The following is a 12826-nucleotide window of genomic DNA, read 5'->3' as shown; positions in this document are numbered from 1 at the left end:
AGCAGCGCAGGGCTTGTCGCAGGAGGGGGCATACCCTGGGGCCGTGACCCCGCCCTCCGTACCCGCCCGCCAGCCCGGCCGCCCCGGGGACGTCCTGCTGCTGACGGTGCTGCTCGCCGCCATGGCCGCCGGCCCGCTGTTCAACTACGGGGTGGCCAGCTCCTCCGCGCTGGTGATCGAGCGCCTGGGCGTCACCTCCGGCCAGCTCGGCACCGTGCTCACCGTGGTGTTCGGCGCCGCCGCGGTCACGTCCGTGTGGCTGGGACGCCTCGCGGACAGCCTCTCCTCGCGCGCACAGATGGGCATCATCTTCGGCGGTGCGGCCCTGGCGCTCGTGGTGGGCGCGTTCTCCACCACGCTCTTCGCGCTCTACGCGGCGGCGGCGCTCGCCGGGGTCACCCAGGCGATCTCGAACCCGACGACGAACCGCATCATCCGCGAGGTCGCCCCGCCTGAGCGGCGCATCGGGTGGATCGGGGTGAAGCAGTCCGGCGTGCAGCTCGCGCAGCTCTTCGGCGGCCTGTTCTTCCCCGCCGCGGCACTGGCCCTCAGCTGGACGGGCGCGGCGCTGGGGGCGGCGCTCGTGGCGGGCGTGCTGGGCGTCGTCGCGTGGGCCACGGTGCCGCCGCTCCCGGCGGGCTCTTCCGCGGCCGCGGCGCACATCCGGCACGACGACGGCGCGCCGCGGGCCGCTGAGGGTCCCGCGGGTGCCGGAGCGCCGACGACCGGCCGACGCGGTGGGCGTGAGCGGCTGCCGGCGAGCGTGTGGTTCTTCGCGGCGATCGCGTTCCTCACGGGCCTCGGCATGCAGGCCGTGAACGCGTACCTGCCGCTGTTCGCGGTGGAGACGCTCGGCCAGTCCCTCGTCGTCGGCGGGGCGGCCGCCGCCGTCTCGGGGGTGATCGGGGTCTTCTCCCGCATCTGGTGGGGCCGCCGCATGGCCGCCGGGCATCGGCCCACCACCCTGCTCGCGGCGATCTGCGCCGGATCGCTGCTGGTGGTGGCCGCCCTCCTGGCCGCCGACGTGAGCCACGCGCCGGCCCTCCTGTGGGCGGCCGCCGTGCTGCACGGGCTCACCGTGCTGGGTGCGAACGTGGTGATCAACGCCGGGATCATGGACGGCGTCCCGGCCGGGCAGCTCGGCGACGCCTCGGGGACGAACGCCATGGGCATGTACGCCGGCTTCGCGTGCGGACCGCTCGTGATGGGCCTGCTCCGCGACCACACCGGGGACTTCCGCCTCGGCCTGCTCGCGGTGGGCGGGGCGTACCTGCTGGGACTCGGGGTCACGTGGCTGCTGCGCCGCCGTGTGGATCGGGGCCGGTCCGGCGTGTGAGCCGCGGCGCACGACGAAGGCCCCGATCCGTGGGGATCGGGGCCTTCGGTGATCGTCCATCAGCGCCTCAGGCGCCGGGGACGGAATCCTCAGAGGAGGAAGATCAGATCTTGGTCACGTTCGCGGCCTGCAGGCCCTTGGGGCCCTGCTGGGTCTCGAACTCGACGCGGTCGTTCTCCTGGAGCTCCTTGAAGCCCGAGCCGGTGATGGCGGAGAAGTGCACGAAGACGTCCGCGGACTGATCCTCGGGAGCGATGAAGCCGAAGCCCTTTTCAGCGTTGAACCACTTGACGGTACCGACAGCCATGATGGTGTCCTTTCGATGTGCCCCCGGAGGGGCGGTGTGGGAACCGGTGGCCACTGTGGCCTCCGGGTGAAGCGGCAGAACTGAACCGCGTGCCCACACTCATCGTTCCGACCGGGGCCGGGACTGACAAGCAGTGATGTTACGGGATACAGCTTGGATCAACTTCAAGGTTCATACTGCCACGGATTCGACCGTCTGGCGACCACGGGGTCGATGTTCATCGGATGTTCGCCTGTGAGCGCAATCTGGGGCCGTTCCAGTCCGTGCGGATCCCGGCTCCGGGGCGCTCCTCAGAGCGCGGTGAGCCCGTGGAAGAGGTTGCGATGCAGCGCCGCGGGCGGGCGGGCGTCCGTGTGGTCCGCGAAGCCGGAGACCTCCAGCAGGGCGACGACGTGATCCCCGGCGGGCACCTCGGTGTGCAGGCTTGTCTCGAGCCACAGGGAGGACCCCTCGAGCAGGAGCGCGCCGTTCGGGCTGACGTGCACGTCGATCCCCGCGAGGCGGTCCCCGGTGCGGGAGGCCAGCTGCCCGCACAGGTGCGCCTGGTCCTCCGCGAGCAGCGACACGCCGATCGACTCGGCCAGGCGCAGTCGGGGCCACGTGCGCGAGGTCAGCTGTGCGGAGAAGGAGACGAGCGCCGGCTCCCACGAGACGCCCACGCTGAAGGAGGAGGAGACCATCACCTCGGGGTGCCCGTCCACGAGGCCGGCGACGGCGACGACGCCGGTCGGGAACGCCGCCAGGCCGGGGCGCAGGCGGTCGCGGGAGACGTCGGCCTGCCAGGCGGGGTGGGCGCCGGCAGGCCGGCAAGGGGCGTGGTGGTCGGTCAGGGTCAAGGTCATGGCGCGGGTCCTCTTCGTGACGGACGCGGCTCCGCGAAGGGCGGTTCACCTGAGCGGATCGGCGTGATCCGCGGAGACGCGAGTACTTGCCCGTCGGGGTCCTCCGCCGGGCCGAATCCTCACCTGGAGCACCCCACTACTGCGTGAGAGGGTTGCCGCCCCGCCGGCCAGGGCCGTGATGACGGGGACTCGTGATTCTGGGGATCAGCCTACGGAGGGGTCCGAGGGATGGTCAAAGCGGCCCGGGGGGCGGGCGACGCGCGGGGTCACGGAGGGTGCGTCGATCGCCGGGAGGCTGAGGGGGCGGCGCAGAGAAGCTTGTTCGCGACCTGAGCTGGGGTGGAGCGAAGCATAGAAATGTGATGCTTGACACATGCTCCTGGCCGCAGTCAGGATTCAGTCATTCGAGAGGGGGGGAGCTCGAGACCGCGACCCGCGGCCCCCGCAGGCGGTTCTTTGGAAGGAATCGGATCATGCGGATGGACATGAAGAAGAGGATCATGGCGGCGTCCACCGGTGCGGTGATGGCGGCGTCGCTAGCGGTGGCTCCCGTAGCGGGGGCTGCGACCGCGCCCGTGGGAGGGGAGACTGCTACCCCGGACGCGTACTGTGCCGAGGAGTACTGGACAAGCACCACCGTGACATCGAACACGTTCAAGCAGTCGTACTCCGCCTACTCGTCAGTGTCCGGGGCTCCCGGAGTCAGGCTCACTATCGCCACCGGGCGCACGTTCGGTGTCAGTGGCGACATCACAGGCGAACTCTCTGGCGATGTGAGCGCCATTGTCGCTGGCGTCTCCGCCAAGGTCGGGACCCGTGTGGGAGTCAGCTACTCGTCTACGAATACCGTCAGCGGTGCTTGGACCGTGCCCAGCACCTACACGAACGGTGGAAAGCTCGCCATCGGCGCCAAGCAGGCACAGGGAACATGGAAGCGTCAGATGCTGAACCGCAGCTGCGACGTGGTCACGCTGCGCAGCGGCTCGTTCTACACCCCGTGGCAGCAGTTCTACTTCCAGCACTTCAAGCTCTGATGCGGTGAGCGGTGCAGCGTCGGGCGCAGGGCGCCTGACGCTGCACCCCCCTATTCCCCCCCCTACGGATAGGCATGTCATGTTCCCTTTGTCTCCTTCACGTCGCTTGGCCGCCCTCGCCGCCGCTGTGCTCGTCGGCACGACGATCTCCGGGTGCTCCGCCTCTCAGTCCGACACTCCGACCCCCTCGGGCACTTCCACGGCTGTCGCCAGTGCGGCCCCTTCGGAGTCAGCCGCCACGAGCGGCTCGTCCGATGCCGGGGCCCAGGCCCCGAACGCGGCAGAGGCTCTCCCCGCGGCTCTGTTCGAGGAGGGGGGCATGACCCTTGAGGAGTACGCACGTCAGAATCCGGACTCCGACTACATCGATGTGGAGCAGGAGTCCGTCCTGGAGGAGAGGGTCGGTCGGGGCACCCAGGAGATCACGGTGGATGCCCAGAAGGGCGCGATCCTTCGGGTCGTCCTGCTCTGCCCCTCCGATGCGACTGGCAAGACGGACATCCACGTCTCGAGTGGCGATGGCGATGAGAAAACGTGGATGGCCGGATCGGAGGCCCTGTGCGGCGGGTGGTCCGCAGCGACGCCTCCCATAGAACAGGCCGGGCCAGTGACCTTCACGGTCACCGTGGACAATGACGAGCCCTACCGGGTGGCGTTGACGGTTCCCTCCGAATGACGTCCCGACCGCCCCAGAGCTCGCGAGTCCAGACGAGCACTGGTGAGGGTTCTCGCCGTGTAGGACCAGCCTGGCCCTTCTTCCCCGCCGTGCGGTTGCTGCGCTTGGTGGCCGGGGCGCTCGCTGTGGCCCTGGTCCTGGGCCTTGGTGTCCAGGCCCAGGCCACACAGCGGCTCAAGGCCCTCGTCGACAGCAGCTGGCGCGGGTCCTATGACCTGATCGTGTCCGCACCCGCGGCCGCACAGAGCGCGGCAGCCCTCATGGCCCCGCTGGACACGGCCGCCTGGACGAGCTCAGCCGAGCGCCTCAGCCCGGCCGATCTCGACCGCATCCGGGCGGTGCCCGGTGTCGAGGTGGCCGCCCCGCTCGGCGACGTTGGCGTGCGCAGCGTGGCCAACCAGGACGCCGTCATGATCGGCTACCCCGCGGACGGCAGCGTGGAGGGTCCCCACGCGTTCGACCTGGACGCGCGGGTGAGCACGGACGACGGACTCGGCCCGCGCCCCGTGCTCGGCATGGACGCCACACTGATCGGCTCCTTCTCCGACGGGCCGATCGCGGACGCCCGTCCGCTGCTGGACGATCCCGCCCTCTGCGATCCGGCCCCTCCCGAGCCAGGCCCCTGCACGGACGTCGAGCTCCCCACCCTTGCCGTCGGTCCCCGCGGTCAGACGCCTCCGCCCGCCCAGCGTGAGGTCCCGGCCGGCACGTACTGGGCCGCCCCGTGGGCGGACCCCGACCCGCAGGGCAATCGGATGATCGTGGTGGACGCCGCGGCTGAGGCGCAGCTGCTGTCCCTCGGCGGGCACCCCGCCGCCGCCGACGCGTTCCGCGTGCTAGCGCAGTCCTCGCCCGCCGGCTTCCTCCCGGCTGTCGTCGACAGGCTCTCCGGCGCCGCAACCGAGGAGGCTGAGGCGCTCGTCAGGGCGAAGGATCGGCTCCCTGCCTACCTCCAGAGCCTGGCGGATGCGGCCGGACGGCCGGTGGACTCACTCACCGCCGTCCCGCTGCTCGCCACGAGCGTCGGGTCTGCGCCCCTGACCCTCGAGGTGCGCGCGGCCCCGTACCGGGAGCCGGTCACCCGGCTCGACATCGAGCAGGCGCCGGTGGATCCGCGGGACCCCACCGCGCCCCGCGGCATCGTGGGGATGCCCGTGTGGGCGCTGCCCGCCGGCGGGACAGCGACGCAGGACGAGGTCTCCACCTCCGACGTCTCAGGCCGGTTCGGCGGCCTGGGGCTCGGGGTCACCGTGGTCCCCGTGCCGGGGTTGACCACGGGCCGGGACCCGGTCCTGAGCTACGACTCGCCCCGCCTGTCCCTGGTGCAGGAGACGCGGACCCTGACCCGGCCGGCGTCTGCGGACGAGCCCCTGGCCGAGGCCGCCTCCGTGGAGACCGCCTCCGGCACGCTCCCCGGCCGGCCCGACGTCGCGGTCACCCGGGCGCTGCCGGCCTCCACGTCCCGGGAGTCCGCGTACTACACGGCCACTGACGATGGCCGACGGTTCGGAACCGGGGACGCGCCCCTGCTGGTCAGCGTGGGCACCCTTACGCCGGAGCCGGACGCCGCACTCGCGGGGATCGCCCCGCTGCTCACGGATGTCGAGCTGCCCACCACCCTGGTAGCGGACCCCGACGGAACTCCGCGGGACGTCCGGCTGCGGCCCGCCTCCACCGGGTTCGGTCTCGCCAACCAGATGCCCGCCGCCTACGTCGACGCCGCCTCCGCGGGGGCACTCGGACTGGAACGGCCCTTCAGCACCGTCCGCGTCCGGGTGGCCGGTGTGGGGGAGGACCTGACGCCGGAGAACCTCGCGACGATCGACGCCGTCGCCCAGCGCCTCGAGGCCGCCGGGTTCGCAGCGGTCACCGTGGCCGCCTCCAGCCTGGCGCCCCGCGAGATGCAGGTGGTGTCCTACCGGTTCGACTCCACGGAGGGTGATCCCCGGACGGGGCCGCTCGGCACCGTGCGCCAGCTCGGCCCGGAGCTCGCCGCGTCTCAGCGGGTCTCCGCGGCCGTCGGGACCGCGGGGACCTCGCAGACGGTGACGGTGGTCGTCCTGCTGACCGCCCTGGCGGGGCTGTGCGTGGCCGCCGCGCTGCAGCCACGGCGCCACCGGGCGGGTGTGCTGGCGGTCCATGGGTGGACACGCAGCGCCACCGTGACCCGCCACCTCCGCGAGGACGCCGCCACACTGACGGTGCTCGTCGGTGCGGCAGCCACCCTCGCCGTCGTCGGCACGATGTCCAGGCGCCTCGGCGTGGCGCCCCCGTTGGTGGCCGTGGGCCTCGGGGCGACGGCGGGGCTGGCCGGGGCCGTGGTGCTTGCGGCGGTGCTCGCGGCCCGCCCCGCCGCGTCGGCAGGTCGGGAGGGGAGCGTCGGCACGGCCCGACCGGCCCGCACCCCGGCGGCGCTGCTGACCCGGTGGACCGCGCGCACGTGGCCGCGGCTGCTCACCGGCGCGGCATACCGAGCGGCCGTGGCAGTCGGTGCCGGCCTGCTCGTGGCCGTCGTCCTGCAGGCCCGCCGCGAGGCCGGCGTCTCCGTGCTGGCCAGCGCCGCCGTGGCCCAGGACCTGCCGTTCCGCCTGGTGCTGGGTGCGCTGGCCGCCGTCGTGGGGATGGTCCTCCTGGTGCAGCTGCACCGGGTGGAGGGCCCGGACGTCCGGGGGGAGGCCACCGTGCTCCTGCTCGCCGGCTGGACCCGTTCCCGGCTGCTGGGACGCCACGTGCCCGCCCTGGCCGTGGAAGCAATCGCGGTCGCGGTGGTGGCCGGCGTCGTCCTGGCGCTGCTCACCCCCCGCCCGGACCTTCCCCTCGTGGCGGGAGCGGCCGGCGTCGCCCTGCTCCTCACCCTCGTCATCACCCTGCTCACCCGGCGAGCCCAGCTCGCCCGCGCCTGGAAGGGGCAGCCCGCATGAGTGTGATCGCGCCCGTGCTCACCCTCGACCGCGTCCAGGTCGGCTACCGCCATCCCGACGGCGGCACCCGCGTGCTCGTCGAGTCCCTGGACTTGACCCTTGCGCCCGGCGACGTCGTCGGACTCTGGGGCCGCTCCGGCACGGGGAAGTCCTCCCTGATCCGCCACCTGGCCGGGCTGTCCCGCCCGCTGTCCGGACGGATCATCTACCGCAGCCCCGACGGATCGCTGGCCGGGGAGGTCGCGGACCTCTCGGCCGGGGATCTCGCGCGGTACCGGCGGGTGCACCTGGGCTACGTGGACCAGTCCTGCGAGCTCATCGGCGAGCTCTCCGCGCTCGACAACGCGGGTGTGTGGATCCACGGCGGGCGCCTCGCGGGGTCTGTGCCCGAGGCACAGCAGACGGTCCGGGGCCAGCTCGAGCGACTCGGACTGGGGCACCGGCTCGGCGCGCCCGCCTCCCGGCTGTCCGGGGGCGAAGCCCAGCGGGTGGCGCTGGTCAGGGCCCTCTCCAAGCGGCCGCACCTGATCGTGGCCGACGAGCCCACCGGCCACCTCGACGGCTCTGCGGCCCGTGAGGCCATCGCGCTGCTGCGCGAGCACGCCGCGGCCGGGGCCGCTGTACTCTTGGCCAGCCACGACCCTCTAGTCCACGCAGCCGTCGACCGGGCCGTCCGCGTCGGCGAGGACTGACCCCGATCGCATCGACAGAGGAGCGTTCCATACCCCGCACCATCTCCACACCTCCGCTCTCACTCCCCTGCACCCGCTCGAACACGCTCGACGCGGTCCTCGCCGTCGCTGCCCTGACGGTGTCGGCCTGCGCGAGCGAGAGGGAGGGACCCCGTCCGGTCACCTCCGCCCACGTCCAGGCCGTGGGGAAGGACGACTGAGGGAGCGCCCGGGCCCCCGCGGTCAGCCCCGCCCGGCCCCGTCCCGCCCGCGCAGCGCGTCCAGCTGCCGGCGGTCCCGCTTGGTGGGCCGACCCGCGCCGCGCTCGCGGTAGGGGACGGACAGCAGCTCGCGCGGCACGGGCGGCGGCGAGTGGTCCACGTACTGCTTGACCGCCACCGGCGCGCCCACGCGCTTGGAGATCAGGCCGGTCACCTCGAGGATCCGCTCGCGGCCGTCCTGCCGCACCCGGATCCGGTTCCCGACGACGACGGACACCGCCGCCTTCACCGGCTCGCCGTCCACGCGGACGTGGCCGGCCCGCACGGCCGCCGTCGCGGCGGAGCGGGTCTTGTAGAGGCGCACGGCCCAGAGCCACGCGTCGATCCGGACGGTCCCCCCGCCTGCAGGCCCGCTCATTCCGCCGCCCCGCTCACTCGGAGCGCAGGGCGATGGCGGCGCCGTGCGCGGGCAGGCCCTCGTCGGCCGCGAGCGCCTCGATGCCCTCGGCCACCCCGGCCAGCCCCTCGGCCGTGTAGCGGATCACCTGCTGGGAGCGCAGGAACGTCACGGTGTTCAGCCCGGAGGAGTGCCGCGCGGTGCCGGAGGTGGGCAGCACGTGGTTGGACCCGGCGGAGTAGTCCCCGAGCGGCACGGGGGAGTGCGGCCCCACGAACACGGCGCCGGCGTTGCGCACCCGGGCCGCGACGGCGTCGGGGTCGCGCGTCTGGATCTCGAGGTGCTCGGTGGCGTAGCGGTCGGAGACCTCCACGGCCTGGTCCATGTCCCGCACCAGCAGGATCCCGGACTGCGGGCCGGTCAGCGCCGTGCGGATCTGCTCCTCGTGGAACGACCCGGGCACCTGGGCCTCGACGGCGGCCAGCACGTCCCGGACGATCTCCTCGGAGTCGGAGATGAGCACGGACGCGGCCAGCGGATCGTGCTCGGACTGGCTGATCAGGTCAGCGGCCACCCAGTCCGCCCGCGCCGTGCCGTCCGCGATCACCGCGATCTCGCTCGGCCCGGCCTCGGCGTCCACGCCGATCGTCCCCTGCAGGGCGCGCTTCGCCGCGGCCACGTACACGTTGCCCGGCCCGGTCACCAGGTCCACGGGCGCGCACAGCCAGCCGCCGTCGTCGTCCCGGACGCCGAGCGCGAGCATGGCCACGGCCTGGGCGCCGCCGGCCGCGTAGACCTCGTCCACCCCCAGCAGTGCGCAGGCCGCGAGCACCGTGGGGTGGGGCAGGCCGCCGTGCTCCCGCTGCGGGGGCGAGGTCACGGCGAGCGCGCCCACACCGGCCGCCTGCGCGGGCACCACGTTCATCACCACGGAGGAGGGGTACACCGCGCGCCCGCCGGGCACGTAGAGGCCCACGCGGCCCACGGGCACCCAGCGGTTCTCGACGACGGCGCCCTCGCCCAGCTCCACCCTGGATCCGGCGGGCACCTGCGCGGCGTGGACGAGACGGGCGCGGCGGATCGACTCCTCGAGCGCGGCGCGGACCCGCGGGTCCAGCGTCGCGAGCGCCTCCGCGAGCGCCTCGACGGGCACGCGCAGGGACGCCGGGCGGACGCCGTCGAAGCGCTCGGCCAGGTCCAGCAGGGCGGCGGCACCGCGCTCGCGGACCTCGTCGATGATCGGCGTGATCGCGGGGACCATCGAGGCCACGTCCACGTCCGCGCGGGGGATGATGCTGGACAGGTCCGCCGTGGCGGTGTCCACGGCGCGGAGATCGGTCACGGAGAGCACGGGGATCCTCCAAGGGGGTGCAGGTGGGCGGCGCCGCTCCGGAGGGAGCGCTCGGCCACGGGGCGGGCGGGCGGTCAGGCTCCATTGTGCTCCGATCCGGGCGGCGTTCGGCCGCGGATGCCAGACTGGCGCCATGCTCAGCCTCGCCTCCTCCGCCCTGTTCCCCGGCCTCGTGCGCCTGGCTGCCGCCGCCGAGGTCCCCGACGAGGTGCAGGACGGCGTCCAGGGCACCTCGGACGCCGCGGCCGAGGCCCTCGGGGTGACCGGCGGCGCCCTGTTCACGGCGGCCATCGCGTTCGTGCTCGGCTGGGTGGGGGTGTGGCTCGCGTTCCAGGCGGTGCGGCTGCTCATGCTCCGCCGCGCCGAGCTGCGCCGCCAGATGGCCCCGCTGAGCCTGCCGCTCTCCCTCGCCGGCGCCTCCCTCGCCGCCCGCCTGGCGCTCGGCGTCACGGCGCGCGCGGAGACCTGGTACCGCGGCGCCGCGTTCGTGCTCATGGTGGTGCTCGTGGCCGCGCTGGCGTGGGCGGCGTGGCGGATCGTGGACCTCGTGGAGAAGCGCATCCTCTGGCGCTACCGCGAGGTCGGGGTCAACGACCGCCGCGAGCGGCGCATCCGCACGCAGACCATGCTGATCCGGCGCATCCTCAGTGTCGTGATCGTGGTGATCGCGATCGCCGCAGTGCTCATCTCCATCCCGGAGGTCCGCTCGCTCGGCGCCGGCCTCCTGGCCTCCGCCGGCCTGATCTCCGTGATCGCCGGCCTTGCCGTGCAGTCCACGCTGACCAACGTGTTCGCGGGCGTGCAGCTGGCCTTCACCGACTCCATCCGTGTGGGGGACGTGGTGACCATGGACGGCGTGTTCGGCACGGTCGAGGAGATCACGCTCTCCAACGTGGTCGTGAAGATCTGGGACGGTCGGCGGATGGTCTACCCGTCCTCGCACTTCACCACCGAGCCCTTCGAGAACTGGACGCGCGTGGGCTCGGCGGTGGCCGGCGTCGTCGAGCTGGACGTGGACTGGCGCGTGCCGATGGAGGACCTGCGGGCGCGGCTCGCCGCCCTGCTCGAGTCCACCGAGCTCTGGGACGGCAAGGAGAACGCCATGCAGGTCACGGACGCCGTGGGCGGCATGGTGCGGATCCGCGCGGTGGTCTCCGCCAAGAACTCCGGCGAGCTGTGGGACCTGCGCTGCCTCGTCCGCGAGGACCTCGTGGCCTTCCTGCGTCAGGAGCACCCGGAGGGCATCCTCACGCAGCGGCACGCGGAGGGGCAGTCGGCCCCGCAGCTCGCCGCGCACGAGCCCGCCGCCCCCCAGGACGCCGCCCCCGGCGCAGCCCACGGGAGCGCTCCGGCGCCCGCGTCGCCGGGACGCGGCCGGGAGCCGGCCGCCCAGACGATGCGGATCCCCGCCGTGCGGCCCACCACCGCGCCGCTCACCCGCGTGGACGAGCACTCGGCGCTGTACACGGGATCGATCACCGCGGTGCAGCGCAATGCGGAGATGGCCGGGCCCGGCGAGGACGCGTTCGCCGAACGCCGGGCCCAGCGCGACGCGCAGCGCGAGGCGGACGGCGGGGGCCAGGCCGGAGCCCACGCCGCCCGCCCGGATCAGCGGACGCTGGACCCCGACGAGGCCGGCGGCTCCTCCGAGAAGGCCTGACCCGCGCCCTCCCCGTGCGCGTCCGGCGCGAACGGGTGCTGCTCGCGCAGGGGCTCGGAGCGGGGCAGGCTGCGCTGGAAGTCCGGGTCCGTCTCGGCCACGTGGCTCGGGGCGTCGGGCGTGGTGCCCGCCGAGGCCTTCACGCACAGCACGGGCTGGTCGAGCTGCTGGAGGAGCTCGTCGGAGACCGAGCCCATCACGAAGCGGCCGAACCCGCCGCGGCGGCGCAGGCCGATCACCACGAGGGAGGCGTCCAGCTCGGCCGCCACGTCCTTCATCTCCTGCACCGTGGAGCGGCCGCGCGCGTACTGGCGGAACTCGGCGTCCACGCCCGAGGCGTCGAGGCGGGCCTGCACGCCCCGCTGCTGCGCCTCCGTGACGAGGGAGTCGGTGCGGTGCTCTCCGCCCGGGCCCGCGTTGACCACGACGACGCGCTCACGGGTGGAGCGGGCGATGTCGAGGGCCTTGTCGAGGGCGGCGTCGCCCGAGTCGCTGGGCTTGTAGCCGATGAGGATGGTCATGGGGCTCTCCTTGGTTCGCGGGGTGGGGGACAGGGCGGTTCAGCGCCCCACGGCGTGGTGGCGCAGGTACTCCAGGTGCGCGGCCACGGTCTGCTCGGCGACGCGGCCGACCGTGCCCCCGACGCCCGGGTAGATCATCGGGGTCAGCTCCTCGGGGGTGATCCGGGCGAGCACGTCCTCCTCCAGCTCCTCGAGCGCGGCCTCGATCTGCGCGAGGCGGCCCTCCCGATGGTGGCGGTAGTCCCTCGCCACGACGTCCAGCGGGGCGGGGACGGGGCCGTGCGCCGGCAGGACCGTCAGGGGGCCCGCGGCCTCGAGGCGGCGCAGGCTGTCCAGGTAGTCGGCCAGGGTGCCGTCCGGGTGGTCGAGCATCGTGGTGCCCGCGCCCAGGATCGTGTCGCCCGTGAGCACGGCACCCGCCTCGCCCGCACCCGGGAGCACGAAGCAGCACGAGTCCGAGGTGTGCCCCGGCGTGTGCCACGCGAGGATCTCCACCCCGGCGAGGGCGCCGCCGTCGTCGGCGAGACGCTCGCCGTCGAGGAGCTGCTCGCCCCCGCCCCGGCAGTGCTCCGGGAGCGCGGCGCGCACGGGCGCGCCGGTGGCCTCGTGGAACACGTCCGTGCCGCCCGTGTGGTCCGTGTGGCGGTGCGTCACCAGGATCAGGCCGATCGGCCGTCCCCCGGCCGCCCCCAGGACCGCGTCGAGATGCTCGTGCGCGCCCTCCTCCGGCCCCGGGTCCACCACGACGACGGCGCTCGCCTCCGGCGCGCCCACGACGTACGTGTTGGTGCCCGCGAGGGTCATGGGAGAGGGGTTGTGCGCGGTCACGCAGCGCACGGAGGGGGCGGGCGTCAGCCCGGGAGTTTCGACGGCCTCGGTCATAGGGTCG

The 12826-nt window shown here is 73.7% G+C and carries 12 protein-coding genes and 1 riboswitch; of the genes, 6 read left to right on the top strand and 6 right to left on the bottom strand.

The window, feature by feature from the left end; all coding sequences use genetic code 11:
- Nucleotides 1-43 precede the first annotated feature (43 nt).
- Entirely contained in the window at nt 44-1336 is a 1293-nt protein-coding gene (locus AAG742_RS09825) for an MFS transporter (protein WP_298712394.1), read from the top strand.
- 103 nt (nt 1337-1439) lie between these two features.
- Here the strand turns inward: AAG742_RS09825 and AAG742_RS09820 are convergent, their stop codons facing one another.
- Nucleotides 1440-1643, bottom strand: a complete 204-nt coding sequence (locus AAG742_RS09820; RefSeq protein WP_248116229.1) for a cold-shock protein — start codon at nt 1641-1643, stop codon at nt 1440-1442.
- A 290-nt stretch (nt 1644-1933) separates the two neighbouring features.
- A complete protein-coding gene (locus AAG742_RS09815) occupies nt 1934-2485 on the bottom strand; it encodes a flavin reductase family protein (protein WP_298712396.1) in 552 nt (183 codons plus the stop codon).
- A gap of 77 nt (nt 2486-2562) precedes the next feature.
- A riboswitch (SAM riboswitch) is annotated at nt 2563-2682 on the bottom strand.
- A 282-nt stretch (nt 2683-2964) separates the two neighbouring features.
- Here AAG742_RS09815 and AAG742_RS09810 point away from each other — a divergent pair.
- The 4 genes from AAG742_RS09810 (at nt 2965) to AAG742_RS09795 (ending at nt 7808) form a co-directional block, all read left to right on the top strand.
- Nucleotides 2965-3519, top strand: coding sequence for a hypothetical protein (locus tag AAG742_RS09810; RefSeq protein WP_298712398.1), 555 nt, complete (start codon nt 2965-2967; stop codon nt 3517-3519).
- Between the two features lie 319 nt (nt 3520-3838).
- Nucleotides 3839-4195, top strand: a complete 357-nt coding sequence (locus AAG742_RS09805) for a hypothetical protein (RefSeq protein ID WP_298712399.1) — start codon at nt 3839-3841, stop codon at nt 4193-4195.
- Nucleotides 4196-4416: 221 nt separating this feature from the next.
- Nucleotides 4417-7116, top strand: a complete 2700-nt coding sequence (locus tag AAG742_RS09800; protein ID WP_343282097.1) for a hypothetical protein — start codon at nt 4417-4419, stop codon at nt 7114-7116.
- Nucleotides 7113-7808: an ATP-binding cassette domain-containing protein gene (locus AAG742_RS09795; protein ID WP_298712404.1), complete on the top strand. Its 696-nt coding sequence runs from the start codon at nt 7113-7115 to the stop codon at nt 7806-7808. The genes AAG742_RS09800 and AAG742_RS09795 overlap by 4 nt, the downstream gene beginning before the upstream one ends.
- A 222-nt stretch (nt 7809-8030) precedes the next feature.
- On the opposite strand, the gene AAG742_RS09790 is transcribed toward AAG742_RS09795, so the two are convergent.
- On the bottom strand, nt 8031-8426 hold the full coding sequence (locus AAG742_RS09790) for an RNA-binding S4 domain-containing protein (protein WP_298712406.1): 396 nt from the start codon (nt 8424-8426) through the stop codon (nt 8031-8033).
- Nucleotides 8427-8439: 13 nt separating this feature from the next.
- Nucleotides 8440-9756 (bottom strand): histidinol dehydrogenase, encoded by a 1317-nt coding sequence (gene hisD / locus AAG742_RS09785; RefSeq protein ID WP_298712408.1) that lies wholly within the window; start codon nt 9754-9756, stop codon nt 8440-8442.
- 133 nt (nt 9757-9889) lie between these two features.
- Here hisD and AAG742_RS09780 point away from each other — a divergent pair, with 133 nt between their 5' ends.
- Nucleotides 9890-11416, top strand: a complete 1527-nt coding sequence (locus AAG742_RS09780; protein WP_298712410.1) for a mechanosensitive ion channel domain-containing protein — start codon at nt 9890-9892, stop codon at nt 11414-11416.
- On the opposite strand, the gene AAG742_RS09775 is transcribed toward AAG742_RS09780, so the two are convergent.
- Both AAG742_RS09775 and AAG742_RS09770 read right to left on the bottom strand, forming a co-directional pair.
- A complete protein-coding gene (locus AAG742_RS09775) occupies nt 11365-11937 on the bottom strand; it encodes a universal stress protein (RefSeq protein WP_248116245.1) in 573 nt (190 codons plus the stop codon). The genes AAG742_RS09780 and AAG742_RS09775 overlap by 52 nt on opposite strands.
- 39 nt (nt 11938-11976) lie before the next feature.
- Nucleotides 11977-12819, bottom strand: a complete 843-nt coding sequence (locus tag AAG742_RS09770; RefSeq protein WP_298712412.1) for an MBL fold metallo-hydrolase — start codon at nt 12817-12819, stop codon at nt 11977-11979.
- Between the last annotated feature and the right edge of the window lie 7 nt (nt 12820-12826).

The sequence above is a fragment of the Micrococcus sp. 2A genome (assembly GCF_039519235.1).
Taxonomy (GTDB): Bacteria; Actinomycetota; Actinomycetes; order Actinomycetales; family Micrococcaceae; genus Micrococcus.
The sequence above is the reverse complement of the archived record's forward strand: the minus strand, read 5'-3'. Positions and strand labels throughout refer to the sequence as shown.